At 36.1% G+C, this 16,718-nt stretch carries 17 protein-coding genes, 1 riboswitch and 1 other annotated feature; of the genes, 10 read left to right on the forward strand and 7 right to left on the reverse strand.

Annotation, left to right across the window (positions count from 1 at the left end):
* Positions 1 to 321: 321 nt before the first annotated feature.
* Positions 322 to 406: riboswitch (cyclic di-GMP riboswitch) on the forward strand.
* 33 nt (positions 407 to 439) lie between these two features.
* From DW761_RS02670 to DW761_RS02715, 10 genes are all read left to right on the forward strand, one after another.
* Complete coding sequence (locus tag DW761_RS02670; RefSeq protein ID WP_117516331.1) at positions 440 to 655, forward strand: hypothetical protein; 216 nt, start codon at positions 440 to 442, stop codon at positions 653 to 655.
* Between the two features lie 253 nt (positions 656 to 908).
* On the forward strand, positions 909 to 1,895 hold the full coding sequence (locus DW761_RS02675; RefSeq protein ID WP_117452878.1) for a hypothetical protein: 987 nt from the start codon (positions 909 to 911) through the stop codon (positions 1,893 to 1,895).
* Positions 1,867 to 3,264: a hypothetical protein gene (locus DW761_RS02680; RefSeq protein ID WP_117516332.1), complete on the forward strand. Its 1,398-nt coding sequence runs from the start codon at positions 1,867 to 1,869 to the stop codon at positions 3,262 to 3,264. Before DW761_RS02675 ends, DW761_RS02680 begins: the two co-directional genes overlap by 29 nt.
* Before the next feature lie 230 nt (positions 3,265 to 3,494).
* On the forward strand, positions 3,495 to 4,676 hold the full coding sequence (locus tag DW761_RS02685) for an ABC transporter substrate-binding protein (protein ID WP_117516333.1): 1,182 nt from the start codon (positions 3,495 to 3,497) through the stop codon (positions 4,674 to 4,676).
* 88 nt (positions 4,677 to 4,764) lie between these two features.
* Complete coding sequence (locus tag DW761_RS02690) at positions 4,765 to 5,646, forward strand: branched-chain amino acid ABC transporter permease (RefSeq protein WP_117452881.1); 882 nt, start codon at positions 4,765 to 4,767, stop codon at positions 5,644 to 5,646.
* Positions 5,647 to 5,658: 12 nt separating this feature from the next.
* Positions 5,659 to 6,615 (forward strand): branched-chain amino acid ABC transporter permease, encoded by a 957-nt coding sequence (locus tag DW761_RS02695; RefSeq protein WP_117452882.1) that lies wholly within the window; start codon positions 5,659 to 5,661, stop codon positions 6,613 to 6,615.
* 1 nt (position 6,616) lies between these two features.
* On the forward strand, positions 6,617 to 7,393 hold the full coding sequence (locus DW761_RS02700) for an ABC transporter ATP-binding protein (RefSeq protein ID WP_117516334.1): 777 nt from the start codon (positions 6,617 to 6,619) through the stop codon (positions 7,391 to 7,393).
* A gap of 1 nt (position 7,394) precedes the next feature.
* Complete coding sequence (locus DW761_RS02705; RefSeq protein WP_117516335.1) at positions 7,395 to 8,099, forward strand: ABC transporter ATP-binding protein; 705 nt, start codon at positions 7,395 to 7,397, stop codon at positions 8,097 to 8,099.
* Between the two features lie 6 nt (positions 8,100 to 8,105).
* Entirely contained in the window at positions 8,106 to 8,753 is a 648-nt protein-coding gene (locus tag DW761_RS02710) for a CBS and ACT domain-containing protein (RefSeq protein ID WP_117452885.1), read from the forward strand.
* Between the two features lie 110 nt (positions 8,754 to 8,863).
* Positions 8,864 to 9,721, forward strand: coding sequence for a sigma-70 family RNA polymerase sigma factor (locus DW761_RS02715; RefSeq protein ID WP_158553738.1), 858 nt, complete (start codon positions 8,864 to 8,866; stop codon positions 9,719 to 9,721).
* Positions 9,722 to 9,796: 75 nt separating this feature from the next.
* Here DW761_RS02715 and trpA read toward each other — a convergent pair whose 3' ends face one another.
* Genes trpA through DW761_RS02750 form a run of 7 tightly spaced genes read right to left on the reverse strand, consistent with a single transcriptional unit; the run spans position 9,797 to position 16,133 of the window.
* Positions 9,797 to 10,591, reverse strand: a complete 795-nt coding sequence (gene trpA / locus DW761_RS02720; RefSeq protein ID WP_117516337.1) for a tryptophan synthase subunit alpha — start codon at positions 10,589 to 10,591, stop codon at positions 9,797 to 9,799.
* Positions 10,584 to 11,768 (reverse strand): tryptophan synthase subunit beta, encoded by a 1,185-nt coding sequence (gene trpB / locus DW761_RS02725; protein ID WP_117516338.1) that lies wholly within the window; start codon positions 11,766 to 11,768, stop codon positions 10,584 to 10,586. The genes trpA and trpB overlap by 8 nt, the downstream gene beginning before the upstream one ends.
* Positions 11,765 to 12,370: a phosphoribosylanthranilate isomerase gene (locus DW761_RS02730; protein WP_117516339.1), complete on the reverse strand. Its 606-nt coding sequence runs from the start codon at positions 12,368 to 12,370 to the stop codon at positions 11,765 to 11,767. Before DW761_RS02730 ends, trpB begins: the two co-directional genes overlap by 4 nt.
* Positions 12,357 to 13,106 (reverse strand): indole-3-glycerol phosphate synthase TrpC, encoded by a 750-nt coding sequence (trpC, locus tag DW761_RS02735; protein ID WP_117516340.1) that lies wholly within the window; start codon positions 13,104 to 13,106, stop codon positions 12,357 to 12,359. Before trpC ends, DW761_RS02730 begins: the two co-directional genes overlap by 14 nt.
* Positions 13,103 to 14,125, reverse strand: a complete 1,023-nt coding sequence (gene trpD, locus DW761_RS02740) for an anthranilate phosphoribosyltransferase (protein ID WP_117516341.1) — start codon at positions 14,123 to 14,125, stop codon at positions 13,103 to 13,105. Before trpD ends, trpC begins: the two co-directional genes overlap by 4 nt.
* Positions 14,119 to 14,691, reverse strand: a complete 573-nt coding sequence (locus DW761_RS02745; RefSeq protein ID WP_117516342.1) for an anthranilate synthase component II — start codon at positions 14,689 to 14,691, stop codon at positions 14,119 to 14,121. The genes trpD and DW761_RS02745 overlap by 7 nt, the downstream gene beginning before the upstream one ends.
* Positions 14,688 to 16,133, reverse strand: a complete 1,446-nt coding sequence (locus DW761_RS02750; protein WP_117516343.1) for an anthranilate synthase component I family protein — start codon at positions 16,131 to 16,133, stop codon at positions 14,688 to 14,690. Before DW761_RS02750 ends, DW761_RS02745 begins: the two co-directional genes overlap by 4 nt.
* A gap of 140 nt (positions 16,134 to 16,273) precedes the next feature.
* Positions 16,274 to 16,517 (reverse strand) — a binding site (T-box leader).
* Between the last annotated feature and the right edge of the window lie 201 nt (positions 16,518 to 16,718).

Consider the following 16,718-nt stretch of genomic DNA (forward strand, 5'->3'; position numbering starts at 1 on the left):
CGTAGGTCCAGGCGCTCATTATTACTACCCACGATCCTCCTTGGTAAAAATAATAACTGGTATTAGTATACTATGATTATTTGAAATTGCAATAGGTTTTTTTATGAGAAGTATAGGACATATATACAATTCCATAGATAAAAAAAAGAGCAGGTTATTGAAATATATGCCGTTACTATAAGGAAAATTGGAGTTTTGAAAAAGATTTGTAACAAATGAAAGCGATTTTTACAAAAAAACGATAAAAATTTTAAGTAAACGCTTGCATTAAAATAAGACATGGTCTATAATTGGTATAGACCAAGTGGTATATACCACTTGGAGGAAACAAGGCAAAGCCAGAGTGATCTGGTGACGCAAAGCTATAGGGTCTATTTATTAGAAAATACGACAGCCAGTTGCCGAAGAATAAAGCATGTTTAATGGAGGAGAGAGAAACATGAAAAAAACTTTATTTGATGGTGCGTTGGCACTTCCAAATGGGAATGCGGAAAGCTGCATAAAGGCTATATGCAGAAACGCTAAGGTAATGAAGACAAACATTTTGGCTAAATGGATATTTTTACATACACCTTCCCTAGACAATCAAATTCCAGCGGCGTTTATTAAGAAAAGCATATTTAACGAGAAAGTCTTAGGATTCGCTATCGGCTAGGATAGTGAAATCATAAGCTGGAAACGAGTTGTCAAAATTTAATAAATAACCAAATAGTGGCCGAAAAGCGATTATTGCTGATAGACAGGAACGTAAAAATAAAAGTAACGTTTGACAGTCTGTGTCCCTGGAAGTTATGATTAGTGTGTAGGGAAAGGACTGTTTTTCCTGTTGATGGCATATGAACGCTGAGAATTGCGTAAACAGTTGGAAACTGTCATATCCATCTGTGGAAATGAAATAGGTGTGGCGTATGGAGGAACAGAGGAGAAAACAAAGTGTTCTGATGGAACATGTTGCAAGTATGGAATTTTACCAAAAGGATAACGAGCAGCCTGTCCAAGTATTTCAGGACCTGAATTTTGAAGCTTTAGAAGGCGAAATCTGGGCGATTATTGGAAATAAAGCATTTGAAGTGCGTTTGTTTCTTGAAATCGTTGCGAATGCCAGACCGTATAAAGATGGCAGATGTGTTTTAAATGAGACAGGGATGATGCGGAAAAAACGTTTGATTTTACCGCATGTCTACTATATAGGAAGTACAAACATGATGTTTGAGAACATGAGTGTTCTTGAATATCTCACATTTATTACAGCAAAGGAGCCTGGCAGTATTGATGAAAGGAAGCATCAGATTGCCAAAGATTTGCTGGATGTTAATCTAGGTTATTTAAGTGAAAGAGAAATCAGTACATTAACTCCACCAGAAAAAAGCGTAGTGGAATTAATGGCTGGTTACTATACAGAAAGCAAACTGATTATCTGGAATTTAGCAAGATTATATTATGATGAGAAATGTATTCTTGCGATTCAAACGATATGTCAGGAATTGCAAAGACAAAAACGGACATTGTTATTTTCTTCTTTTGATTACAAAATGATAGAAGCCTGTGCAACCCATATTTCCCCCTTGTATGATGGTAGATTTCTTTGTAATTCTCCCGTACAGGATTTTATCAAAACTTGGGATCACCTGTGTGCAATCATAAGGGACGATCGTGCAAAGGAAATGGAAGAATATCTAATGAAAACAATGCCCGATTATGAATATCGCAGAAATGGCAATCGATTAGAAGTTTGGGATCAGCATAATAATATTGCTGGATATGATGCAATATGTGCAACGCTGGGAAAGAACTACTACTACCCAAAGTTTATAGAACAGCACCCATATTGTGTTGAAAACGCGTGGAAAGAGATCGTATATCAGTATGAACAAAATAGTAAAACAAACGGATAGAAAATTGTCATATATTGAAAAGAAAAGAAAAAGTCAAAGCATTCTATGGTACGGAGTGAGTATTGCTATTCTTTCTTTTATTATTCATCTGGTGTTACAGGCATTAACGCGCAGTGTCCTGTCACAAAGTGTTCCACAGTTTATGATGCCAAGCTATTTTTCTACGATTAGTCTTTATGTTTTAGTTGCTTTCACTATGTATATTGTCTATATGATACGCTATTTCGATTTACTTACATTTGCGGAGATATCAGCAAATAAATGGTACACACTGGCAAAAAACGGATATGATCCGTTGAAGATGATTTTGACCAAGTTGTTGATACGTTTAAAGGAAATCGTTATCTACTATACAATAGGATATATCGTTACTATCCTGTTGACCATGTTGTTACAATATCCATTCATTGTGAATTACATGATATCGCTCTATATGGTAGGGCTTGTTGATATCATATTTGTTACGGTCGTTACGATGGAATGTTCGCTATTTATAACAGAACAGCGTGACGCAAGATATGTCATTGTGATCAGTGCAATCATCATTTGGATATTACGCTTAAGCAGTGGCTACTATAATTTGATAAGTGATCCTGTCAGTATGCAGAACATTACCCATCTGTTTGATTACTTTGGACAGTCAAATTACTTATTCTACTTTCTGATCGTTGTCATCATCGCTTTGATCACGTTGGTCGTGCGTGCTCAAAAGATATCCCAATATACAAATTTCCCCTTTTATGAAAAAGACATGGATTTAGATGATGGCGTTCGTATCGTGATACCGAAACAAGACAGCTATGAAGATATTGTAAATCAATTCGTAAGAAATCAGCGTCATAAGGGATTTGATCAGCTGGTTATGACTGTTTTGATTGCTGCGATTACCTGCAGCATTGTTGTGAATCTATTTGTATTATATGTTTCCACTGCATCACCTGAGAAAAAATCAGAGGCATTTGGTAAAATTGCATATATAGTAGAAACAGATGAAATGGAACCTGATTTACTTTGTAATGATCTGGCATTCTTTGATTCCATTGGACGTACAGATGAAGTATATGAAAATGAAATCATTCTTTACGAAACAAAAGAGGGTCCAAGGACAGGATTTATCAAAACAATCGATGAAAATCATAATATGGTTGTAGAAACCAGAAAGCATACAGCCCAAAAGCAGGATATCATCATACGCAAGGAAGATGTGTATGGAACGCTTACAGGAAGAAATCCTTGGCTTGGTGTACTGCTGCTATTTGCAAATACGATATTTGGAAGATTATTATGTCTGTTGATTCCGGCTTTATTGTTGTATTATTATAAACCAATAAAAAATTATCTTCGTCGAAGAGGTATGAGTAAATATTAATTATCACGAGAAGGAGTGGACTTTGCCCAGGTTCACTCCTTTATTTATGAAAAACAGGAGGTTTTAACTATTTTAGAATACTTTGAAATAAAATGATAGCATTACTGAAAATTATTGTAAAAATTTGCAGAAAACACTTGCAATGTAATTTCAATGCGCTATAATATTGTTAATCAATTAAACGTATTGATTATTTTGAGGAAAGAAAAAAAAGAGAAGGAGAGAAAAACATGGGAAATTTTAAGAAATATGTTGCAATGGCAGCATGTGCGGCAATGGCATTTACAATGACTGGTTGCGGCAGTAAAGATGAAGGCTCTAATGGAGATTCAGTTAAATGGGGCGTAAACTATGAACAAACAGGAACAGCAGCTACTTATGGAACAAGTCACGTTGAGGGCATTAAATTAGCTGTTAAAGAAATCAATGCTGCTGGTGGTGTAAAAGTCGGCGACAAACAAAAGAAAATTGATTTAGATGTATTGGATAATAAAACAAGTGATACAGACATGCCAACCGTTTATAATCAGTTGGTACAGGATGGATCTAAGGTTATTTTAGGACCTGCAATTTCATCATTGACAAAACAGGCATTTGAAATGGCTTCAGAAAACAAAATTCCAACACTTTCAGCTTCAGCTACAGCAGATGATGCGACTTTGAAAACTGATGGAAGTGTACAGCCATATGGCTTTAAAATTTGTTACTCTGATTCATTCCAGGGGAAAGCATTAGCAAAAGCTGCTTTTGATAAAGGATGGAAAAATGTATTAGTATATTCTGATAACTCAAGTGATTATGCAAAAGGTTTAACAAAAGTATTCTCTGATGAATTCAAAAAATTAGGTGGAAACATTGTTGGAAATGAAAGCTATACACAGGGTGATAAAGAATTCAGTTCTGTATTAACAAAAATCAAAGGCAAAGATTATGATGCAATGTTGATTCCAGGTTATTATGAAGAAGCAAGTCAGATCGTAAAACAGGCTCGTGAAGCTGGTATTGAAAAACCAATCTTAGGACCTGATGGATTTGATTCACCTAAATTAAAAGAAGTTGTTGGTGCAGATAAATTAAATAACGTATTCTTCACTACTCACTTCTCTACTACAGAAAAGAACGAAAAAGTTGATGCATTCTTGAAAGCTTATAAAGATGAATATGACAAAGCTCCTGATACATTTGCTGCATTAGGATATGACTTAGCTTACTTTGTTAAAGATGCAATCGAAAAAGCTGGTAGTGATGATCCAGAAGCAATTACAAATGCAATTGCTGCATATAAAGACTTCACAGGTGTTACAGGAACATTCTCAATGGATGATGATCACACACCTATTAAATCAATTAAATTCGTTGAATTAAAAGATGGCGAACAGGCTTCTGCTGTTGATGTTGATGTAACAAAATAAGAAGATATTTGATAAACAACATAAATAAGGTGAAAGCGCACTTTCACCTTATTTGACGTTTCAAATGTATATAGGAAGGGGTATTCGTATGACAATATTTTTACAACAGCTGATCAATGGTCTGTCGGTAGGTAGTATTTTCGCATTGATCGCTCTAGGTTATACCATGGTCTATGGAATTATCAAATTAATTAACTTTGCACATGGTGATATTTATATGTTAGGTGCATATGTTGGTTTCTTTGCTTCTACATCATGGGGGTTAGGATTTTTCCCAACTTTGATTATCGCAATGTTGATCTGTATGTTTACAGGTGTACTAATTGAAAAGATTGCATATAAGCCATTACGTCACGCATCAAGAATTACATCTTTGATAACTGCAATTGGCGTTTCCTTATTTATGGAATATGCAATGATGTATGTAATGGGACCAAACATTCGTACATATCCAGCTGATTTCTTCCCTAAAGAAGTGTATACCGTTGCTGGACTTCAAATCAGTAATCATCAGATTATGATTTTCATTACTTCTATTGTATTAATGATTGCTTTACAGTTGATCGTTAAGAAAACCAAAATCGGTAAAGCAATGCGTGCTGTGTCTACAGATCCTGATGCAGCAGAATTAATGGGAATCAATGTAAATCACACAATTTCATTTACTTTCGCCATTGGTAGTGCATTAGCCGGTGCTGCTGGTGTTATGATTGGTATGTATTATAACTCTATTGACCCTTTAATGGGTATGATACCAGGTCTGAAAGCATTTATCGCCGCAGTATTTGGTGGTATCGGAATTATTCCTGGCGCAATGCTAGGTGGAGAGGCTATCGGTATTCTTGAAACATTAGCTAGTGGATATGGCTTCTCAATGGTAAAAGATGCTGTTGTATATCTGATCCTGATCATTATTCTGATCATCAAACCAAGTGGTTTACTTGGTAAAAATGTGAAAGAGAAAGTTTAGGAGGAATCGTCTATGAAAAATCAATTTACAAAACGCAATTTGATATGGACCATCATTGCATGTGTGATCTTTGGTATCTTTCAGGCAATGATTATGGGAAATTTGATTCCAAATACTTATCAGGTAACAATCATTACAATCGGTATAAATATTATATTAGCATTAGGACTTAACCTGATTATCGGTTTTACCGGACAGTTCTCTTTAGGACATGCAGGTTTTATGTCAATTGGCGCATATTGTGCAGCTATTACATTATTGAAAATCCCTAATATGGGAGGATTATTCTTAGGAATGTTGATTGGTGCAATCATTACATCTATTGTTGCTTTAATCGTTGCTATTCCAACTCTTCGTTTGCGTGGAGATTATCTTGCCATTGCAACATTAGGCTTTTCAGAAGTCATTCGTATTGCAATTCAGAATATGGAAATCACAGGTGGTGCTGCTGGCTTAAGCAGTATTCCTAAACTGACAACATTTCCATTAGTATTTATTTTTATCGTCATTAGCATTCTGGTTGTACACAACTTTGTTCGTTCTTCACATGGACGTGCCTGTATTTCTGTACGTGAAGATGAAATTGCCAGTGAATCTATGGGTATCAATACAACAAAATATAAAACATTGGCATTTGTTATTGGTGCTGTACTGGCATCCATAGCTGGTGCATTATATGCTTCTTATTTCTATGTATTAAAACCATCTACATTTGGATTTATGAAATCCATCGATATTTTGGTTATCGTTGTATTTGGTGGAATGGGTTCTCTATCTGGAAGTATCCTTGCGGCAATCGTATTAGGATTAATCAACCTGTTCTTACAGAGTTATGCGGAAATTCGTATGATCATTTATGCATTAGCGATTATCTTAATCATGGTATATCGACCACAGGGATTATTCGGCAATAAAGAAATCACAGATTTTCTTCCTGCGAAGTGGAAAAAGAAAAAGGAGGTAGATTAATATGCCTTTACTTTCTGTAAAAAAATTAACAAAGAACTTTGATGGTCTTTGTGCAAATTCCAATGTAAATATGGAAATCAATGAAGGAGAACTAGTTGGTCTGATTGGACCAAATGGTGCTGGTAAAACAACATTGTTTAACATGTTAACTGGGGTATATGTTCCAAGTGAGGGAACAATTGAATTTGAAAAAGATGGAAAAGCAGTAAAACTAAATGGTGTAAAACCATATAAGATTACAGCTATGGGTCTTGCGAGAACATTCCAGAATATTCGTCTGTTTAAAGAAATGACAGTTTTAGATAATGTTTTAATTGCCATGAACAAAGATGTAAAATATGGAACCATTACAGCATTGTTACGTTTACCTGCCTTTTATAAAGAAGAAGAAAAGATGCGTAAGAAAGCAATGGAGTTATTAAAAATCTTCCATTTGGAGGATAAAAAGGATGAACTTGCTAGCAACCTGCCTTATGGGGAACAAAGAAGATTAGAGATTGCCCGTGCCATGGCAACAAATCCTAAACTATTATTCTTAGATGAACCTGCTGCCGGTATGAATCCGCAAGAAACAGCTGAATTAACAAAGCTGATTCGTTTTATCAGAGATGAATTCCATATCAGTATTCTATTGATTGAACATGATATGTCACTGGTTATGAATCTGTGTGAAAGAATCTATGTATTAGATTATGGCAAGATTATCGCATCAGGTGTACCAGAAGAAATCAAAACAAATAAACGAGTAATTGAAGCTTATTTGGGTGAGGAGATATAGTATGTTAAAGGTAGAAGGACTGAATATAAAATATGGTGCTATTCATGCGGTAAAAGGCATTGACTTGGAAGTAAATGAAGGCGAAATCGTAACCTTGATTGGTGCGAACGGGGCTGGGAAAACAAGTATATTAAAAGCCTTAAGTGGACTTGTAAAACCAAGTGCTGGTACGATTACCTATGATGGGAAAGTGTTGAATAAATGTTCAGCACAGGATATAATGAAACTAGGTATCAGTCATGTTCCTGAAGGAAGAAGAATCTTTGCGGGAATGACTGTATTAGAAAATTTGGAGCTTGGAGCTTATCAGAGAAAAGATAAAGATGGTATCAAACGTGATTTAGAAGCAGTTTATGAACGTTTTCCAATATTGAAGGATCGTAGTAAACAAAATGCAGCAACTTTATCCGGTGGTGAACAACAGATGTTAGCCATGGGAAGAGCATTGATGGCAAATCCAAAAATTCTGTTGCTGGATGAACCAAGTATGGGCTTAGCACCAATTCTTGTAAAAGAAATCTTTAATATCATCAAAGATATCAATGCGAAGGGCACAACTGTATTGCTGGTGGAACAGAATGCACGTATGGCTTTATCCATCGCTCATCGTGCTTATGTTATGGAAACCGGAAATATTGTAATGAGTGGTACAGGAAAAGAACTATCTGAAAGTGAAGAAATCCAGAAAGCGTACTTAGGAGGATAAGAAACCATGTATGTAAAAAACAGAATGACGAAAAATCCTATTTGTATTGGTGTAAACAATAAGATCAGTGAAGTCGTCGATATCATGAATGAGAAAAAATTACACCGTATTCCTGTTGTCAATGGCAAAAAATTAGTAGGTCTAGTGACAGAAGGAATGATTTCAAAGAATGGCGCAACAAAAGCGACCAGTCTGAGTATCTATGAATTAAATTATCTGTTAAGTAAAACAACCGTTGATGCAATCATGATTCGTGATGTCATTACCATCCACGAAGATTCTTTCTTGGAAGATGCAGCATTGTTGATGTATAAACATGATATCGGATGTTTACCAGTTGTAAATGATGATAAAGAAGTTGTTGGTATCTTAACAAGCAACGATGTATTAAGCGCATTCCTTGATATCTTAGGATATCGCGAAAGAGGAAGCCGTGTTTGTATCGAAGTAAAAGATGAACTTGGCACAATCGGAAGCTTGTCAGAAATCTTTGTTCGCAATAACTGCAATATTACCCACTTAGGGGTATATTCACAACATAACGGCTTTGCGGATATGATCATTCGTATTGATACATTCCAAACAGATGAATTGGAAAAAGATTTAGAAGCAAGTGGCTATAAAGTATTAAGTATTACTAAGAATCCTAATTAAAATAAATTGCCCTTTTAAAGCTCATTGAAAGGGCTTTTATTTTTCTTGTAATTCAAGAGTGGATACGATAAAATAAAGGCATAGAAGGATACATGAAAGAGGGCGGAAGTATGGGAAATTCACAATCTATCCGTGGCAATGTACAAAGCTATCTGCGTTCTATTGGTGGATATCCTAGATTGACACATGAAGAAGAAATTGAATATTTCAAGAAAATTGAAGAAGGCGATGAAAATGCGAAGGAGTATTTTATTGATTGTAATTTAAAGCTTGTCGTAAATATCGCAAAGCAGTTTAACCGTTATAATGTACCATTTATGGATTTGATTCAAGAAGGAAATCTTGGATTAATTCGTGCTGTAGAAAAGTTTGATTATCGTAAAGGGTTTAAGTTTTCCACATATGCAACCCAATGGATTCGCCAGTATATCACACGTTATATTTTAGATAAAGAAAAGATTATTCATATACCTGTGCATATCGCAGAAAGTGAATTTAAGATCCGTAAGGCGATTGATCGTTTGATGAAAGAGCTGCAAAGAGAGCCAACCATCGAGGAAATTGCAAAAGATTGTAATATGACACCTGAAGAGGTTCGCGAGTTAATGGGATTAACACAAACAACAGTATCCATTGATGCTCAAATAGATGAGGATGGGGATACCAGTCTTGGAGATATGTTATCCGATGAAGCTACCTTAACACCGCAACAAAATGCAGATGCTATGTATATGAAAGAAACTGTACAAAAATCGTTATCTGTTTTGAAAGAGCGGGAAAGAGATGTTATCATACGACGATATGGTTTAAATGGAGAACCGCCAATGACCTTAGAGGATATTGGTAAAATTTATGGCATTACCAGAGAACGTGTTCGTCAGATTGAAAATAAAGCTATGCGTAAACTTGGTTCACGCAATGTAAAAGAAGAATTAAAAGACTTGTATTATCATGATATCAAAGACTAAAAAAGGACTAAAATAGTCCTTTTTGGCTTTATATAGGAATAATTCATTAATTTTGTCTATTTCCTGGGAAATAGTTTAAGCATGGCAGGCATCACTTAATGATTTCACAAATGCCCCGACATCCTTTGGGGTTTTATTTTGGGTTGTGATTGCTTCAATTCTTCTAACAATTGCACTACCAACGATAATACCATCCGCATAATTTTTCATTTCTTTAATTTGTTCAGGTGTAGATATACCAAAGCCCAGTGCTTTTGGTGTATCTGTATATTGATTTAATTCATCAATAAAGGCTTTTAAATCTGTTTTAAAAGAACTACGCTCACCTGTTACACCAGTAGAAGTTACACAGTATAAGAAGCCTTTGCTGTTAGATACGATTTCTTGTTTTCTTTGTTTGGATACAGGAGTAACGAGGGAAATGATATCGATATCGTATGCATCTGCGAATGGTACGATTTCTTCCCGATGTTCCAATGGCAAGTCAGGAATAATGAGTCCATCAATGCCTGCGTCATGACAGGCTTTTAGAAATTTCTCTATGCCATAAGTGAAAATCTGGTTGTAATACAATAAGAATAATAAAGGAATGTCACTTTGTAATCGAAATATTTTTACCATATCCATGACATCATCTGTGGTTATGCCATGAGTCAATGCACGCAGGTTTGCTGCCTGAATCAATGGTCCTTCTGCGATGGGATCACTGAAGGGAAGCCCAATTTCTATGATATCACAACCGTTATCCTCCATTTGTTTTAAACAGGCAAGACATGTGGGGATATCGGGATCACCAGCAGTTAAAAAGCCAATAAAAGCACTTTGATGTTTCTCTTTCAGGTCTTGCATTTTTTGATCGATTCTATTCATTGATTTGTACCTCCATATATTCCGCAATACTTTTTACATCTTTATCTCCACGACCTGATAGCGTAACAGCGATGATTTTATCTTTTGAAAGCGTTGGCGCCAGCTTCATTGCATATGCTAAGGCATGGGAGCTTTCAATAGCTGGTATGATGCCTTCTGTCTTTGTCAAATACAAGAATGCATGAACTGCTTCCTCATCTGTGACAGGCACATATTTTGCACGTTCGATTTCATTTAAATGCGCATGTTCAGGTCCAACACCTGGATAATCTAGACCGGCAGATATAGAATATACATCCATAATCTGTCCAAATTTATCTTGAAGGAATATGGATTTCATACCATGCAAAACACCTGTACTGCCTTTTGTGATCGTGGCAGCATGTAATGCCGTATCTACACCTTTTCCAGCTGCTTCACAGCCAATCAATTGTACCTGCTCATCTTCAATAAAATCATAGAAGCTGCCCATGGCATTACTGCCACCGCCTACACAGGCAATGACATAATCAGGTAATCTACCTTCTTTTTTTAAGCATTGTGCTTTGGTTTCTTCGCTGATGATCTTTTGAAAATCGCGTACAATCATCGGATAGGGATGTGGTCCAACGGTAGAACCTAATACATAGAATGTATCTTCACAACGTTGTGCCCATGTACGCATGGCTTCATTGGTCGCATCCTTTAATGTTCCAGTACCACTAGATACGCTGGTTACCTTCGCACCTAAAAGTTCCATTTTAAAGACATTCAATGCCTGTCTTTTGATATCTTCTTCTCCCATGAATACTTCACATTCCATACCGAATAATGCAGCGGCAGTCGCACTGGCAACACCATGTTGACCAGCTCCTGTTTCTGCGATAATTTTGGTTTTTCCCATACGTTTCGCAATTAATGTCTGTCCTAAAACATTATTGATTTTATGGGCACCTGTATGATTTAAATCTTCTCGTTTTAAATAAATCTTCGCACCGCCTAAATCTTCACTCATCTTTTTCGCATAATAGAATAAAGAAGGACGATTGGCATATTCTTTTAAATAAAATGCTAATTCTTCTTGAAAGGATGGATCATCCTTTACTGCCGCATAGGCTTCTTCTAGCTCATTTAACGCAACCATTAAAGTTTCTGGGGCATATTGACCGCCATAACTTCCATACATACCTTTTATCATTTTTTTACCTCGCTTATTAATTTTCTTATTTTTTGTATATCTTTACTGCCATTTGTTTCTACACCACTGGATACATCAATCATATAAGGATGATACGATAGTATTTCATGTACATTTTGTGTATTGATACCACCTGCCAGTATTTTGTCACTTAAATCTAAGGATGCCAGTAATTCTTTTTTAATTCTTTTCCCGGTTCCACCATAGCTTGATTTATCAAAACTGTCCACAAGGAAACGATCGGGATGAAGTTCATGAAATAATTGATAATCTTTCAAAGTGTGAAGGCGAATCGCCTTCCATACTTCACATGGGGTGGTTTCTTTCAGATATTGTATATCTTTTTGACTTTCTTCTCCATGTAGCTGTATCACATCCAGATGGATTGTATTTGCGATATGTGCGATTTTATCTATTTTTTCATTCACAAAGACACCTACACTTTTACTGTGGTTTAAATGTGGAATAAGATTTTTTGCTTCACTGATGGATATTTGATGTTTCCCCGATGCAAATACAAAGCCGGCATAGTCTGCTTTTACTTCATTAACACATTGAATATCCTGTATGCTGCACATGCCACAGATTTTAATATGAACCATAACGCAGCTGCTGCAGATGTTCCATAAAGTTATCACATCGCATAAAACTTTCTCCGATGAGTACCGCATCGACGCCGGCAGCTTTCACAAATTCCATATCATCGTGGGTAAAAATACCACTTTCTGAAACGATACATATATCATCTGGAATCTTTTGTGCTAAGCGCTTTGTGGTTTCTAAGGATACTTCAAATGTGTACAAGTCACGATTATTGATGCCGATGATTTCGGGATGAATCTTTAAGGCACGTGTCAATTCTTCTTCATTATGAACTTCCACAATACATTCAAGATATAACATATTCGCCATCTGATAAAATGTACGAAGCTGTTCATCACTCAACATCGCTGTAATGAGTAGAATCATATCGGCGCCGACTTGTTTACTTTGAATGATCTCTCTGGCATCCATAATGAAATCTTTTCGTAACACAGGAATATGGCTGAAAGCTTTCGCAAGCTTGATGTTTTCTAAAGAACCCTGGAAGAAATTTTCTTCAGTAAGGATAGAGAGGGCATCCACACCTGCCATCGTATATTCTTTCGTGAACTTTTCTACATTAAAATCTTTTACAATGACGCCTTTGCTGGGACTTGCTTTTTTTATCTCTCCAATCACGAATAAATCTTCTTTGTTTTTCATTTGGTGCGCAATGGGATGATACAAAAGATTTTGATTTTGAAAAGACTGCTCCAGCGTTTCTTTTTTCTTTTCAATAATGGTATCTAAAATCATAGGGCAACCTCTTGATTGGATAATTCACGAAACTGTTCAAATTTATGAAGAGCGGCTTTGGTATCAATGCTTTGTTTTGCTAGAGTAATACCATCTGCTATGGTGTCTACTTTATGATGTGCATATAAAGCAAGGGCACTGTTTAAGATGACAGCATCACGCTTTGGTCCTTTTTTACCTTGTAGGATATCCATAAATATAGAAGCATTTTCTTCACTATCACCACCAATTAAGTCAGATAATTCACAACTTCTCATACCAAAATCTTCAGGTTGAATCGTATAAGAAATGATTTTGTCATCTTTTAATTCTGTAATATAAGTAGGACCATTTAAGGATACCTCATCCATACCATTTTCTCCATGTACAACAATGGCACGTTTCACCTGTAGCTCCTGATATACACGAATCATCATATCTGCCATTTCTTTACTATAAGCACCAATGACATAGGTATCTGGACATGCAGGATTGCTTAAAGGGCCTAAAATATTAAACATGGTTTTGATTCCCAGCTCTTTTCGTATAGGGCCTACATATTTCATACTCTGATGATATACCTGGGCAAACAGGAAGGTGATGCCTACAGTTTTTAAAAGGTAAGCGGCTTTTTGTGGTGTTAAGCTGATATTGACATGAAGTGCCTCTAAGGTATCTGCACTGCCGCTTTTACTTGATACACCACGATTTCCATGTTTTGCGACATGAACACCTGCTCCACATAAGACAAAAGCAGAAGTCGTAGAAATATTGAATGTATTTAAACAATCTCCACCAGTACCAACGATATCTAGTACATCATCGATATGCACAGGAAGCTTTGTGGCTTTTTCCATCATGACCTGAGCACTGGCAGCAATTTCTACCGGACTTTCTTTTTTCATTTTCATTGCGATTAAAAAGGCACTGACTTGTTCGGGACTGACATTTCCTTCCATGATGGAAGTCATAGCATCGATCATTTCCGCTTTATTTAAGTCTTGTCCTTCACTGATTTTTCTAATATATTTTTTCAACATTTTGAAATCCTCCTTATAAAGTTCATAATGATTTGTTTACCATTTGGTGTTAACAGGCTTTCGGGATGAAATTGTACGCCATATACAGGGTAGTGTTGATGGGCGATTGCCATAACCTCCTGATCTTCACTGATTGCGGTAATCATCAGGGGAGCTTTGATGTTCTCTACAATTAAGGAATGATAACGGCCTGCCATGATGGTATCTGTCATATTTTCAAATATTCCACCAGTATCTATGATTTGAATCCTGCTGCTTTCTCCATGCATCATTGTTTTCGCATGTGTAATGGTCGCTTGAAACACTTCTGCGATTGCCTGATGACCAAGACAGATGCCTAACATTGGGATTTTCTGATAATACGCTTGGATGATATCTTCCATGATACCGGATTTGGAAGGTATGCCAGGGCCGGGTGAAAATATAATGGCATCTGGTGCTAATGTTTCAATTTCATTAAGTGTAATAGCATCGTTTCGTTTCACGCATATATCAGGCTCTATTTCACTGACGTATTGTACAAGGTTATATGTGAAAGAGTCATAATTATCAATGACCAGTATCATAGCGCAACCTCACAACCCAAAGCATGTAGAAGGGAAGTGGCTTTATGAAATGTTTCTTCATATTCTTTATCTGGTTGACTATCCTTCACAATACCAGCACCTGCCTGTATATAGGCTTTTTGTTTATGAAATAAGATGGTACGTATGGTAATACAGGTATCAAACAATTGGTTATATCCCAGAAAACCAATTGCCCCACCATAAATTTCACGTTGTATCGCTTCTAATTCATTGATAATCTGCATTGCTTTGATTTTAGGTGCTCCAGATAAAGTACCAGCAGGTAATACAGAGGCAAATGCATCAAAAACACTCATTTCATCTTTTAAGGTGCCTGAAACTTCACTGCATAGATGCATAACTGAGGGATAATATTCTATTTGTTTTAAGGAAGTTACCTCAACACTTCCACTTTTAGATACTTTACCAATATCATTTCTTCCAAGATCTACCAGCATCATATGCTCGGCATTTTCTTTAGGATCGTGTATTAATTCTTTCATCAGCTGTTGATCCTGTTTTGTGCCTTTTCCACGTTTTCTAGTGCCAGCAATTGGCTTGGTCGTAATCAGGTCCTTTCGACCTTGTAAAAGTAATTCTGGAGATGCACCAGCAATCACATAGCTGTCAAAATCTAAATAATACATATAGGGAGAAGAACCCATCGTGCGTAATTTCGCATATGCGCTAAGTGGGTCTTCATCATAATCACATTCCATTCTTTGACTTAAAACAACCTGAAAGATATCCCCTTCATAAATATAGTCCTTTGCTTTTTCTACCATATGCATAAAGCTTTCTTTATCATGACTTGTCTGAAACGCTCTATGCTTTGTATCTTTTAAGATTGTATAAGGTGTAGATTGTTGATAGCGTGTTATCATCTGTTTAAGGTTTTCACAGATGGTATCATATTTTTCTAAACAGCTGTCTGCATCTGCATGGATGATGAAATAAACAGTTTTCTGGGTATGGTCAATGACGATACATGCATTCACAAACCCAAAATGCATCATTGGCAGATGAAGTGATTCCTGTTCATGATTTGAAATATTTTCATAAAGTCCGGCAATATCATAATTGAAATGTCCAATGGCTCCTCCTGTAAATACAGGAATGTCGGGATATACAGGACTTTTTTTCTCTAACATGGCTTCTAAATGCTTCATTGGATGACCATGTAATTGTATCTTTTTATCTTCATGGATATCATAACTATGCATCCCATCATAGAGAAAGCGATGATCACAAGGAAGGCCAATGATAGAATAATGTCCATTGTACATCTGTGTTTCACTTTCCAATAGGAAGGCATAAGGTCCATGAAATGCCTGATAGATTTCCAATATATCTTTTCCATCATAGGGAAGTTTTGCATATACGGGAATCGTATCATACTGACTGCGTAATATACGCAATGTTTTTTTGTCTGGGTAATACATATTAGCTCCTTTCCAATCAGGTGGCAGATTACGATCTACACCATCGTTTCACCTTCATGGAAAATTTTTTATTGTTCATTTTTCATACGTCCTTTCTTTCAGGATGTATAAGAGTGGATATAAAAAAGATTCTCCATCCACAATAGGACGAAGAATCTGCTTCGTTATGCCACCTAATTTTGTGTTATCAAACACTCTTATACAAACACCACCATGTCTGTTTCCTTTGATAACGCTGGAATTGCGTCACAAGCTAATAGTGATTACGTTCGCCTGTGCTTCTATCAGGTCCATTCACATAGGATCATTTATCGGCTTTCCACCATCGCCAACTCTCTATAAAATCATTTATCTATGCTACTTCTCCTGAATCATCAAATTTATTGGTTTGATTATAAAACGATAAGAAACATGTGTCAATGATTTTTCAAATATTTTTCAAATTCTTTCAAATTTGTTTACAATGTATTTACATAATGAATAATTTGTCTAAGATGGTTAAGACGATTGGTTTAGGATATCCTGAAAAGAAATAATGGTCATATAGCACTTCATCAGAATCGATATTGAAAATTGTAAAAGGAA

Origin of the sequence: Absiella sp. AM29-15, from assembly GCF_003434225.1 — a bacterium.
Classification (GTDB): domain Bacteria; phylum Bacillota_I; class Bacilli_A; order Erysipelotrichales; family Erysipelotrichaceae; genus Hoskinsella; species Hoskinsella hominis.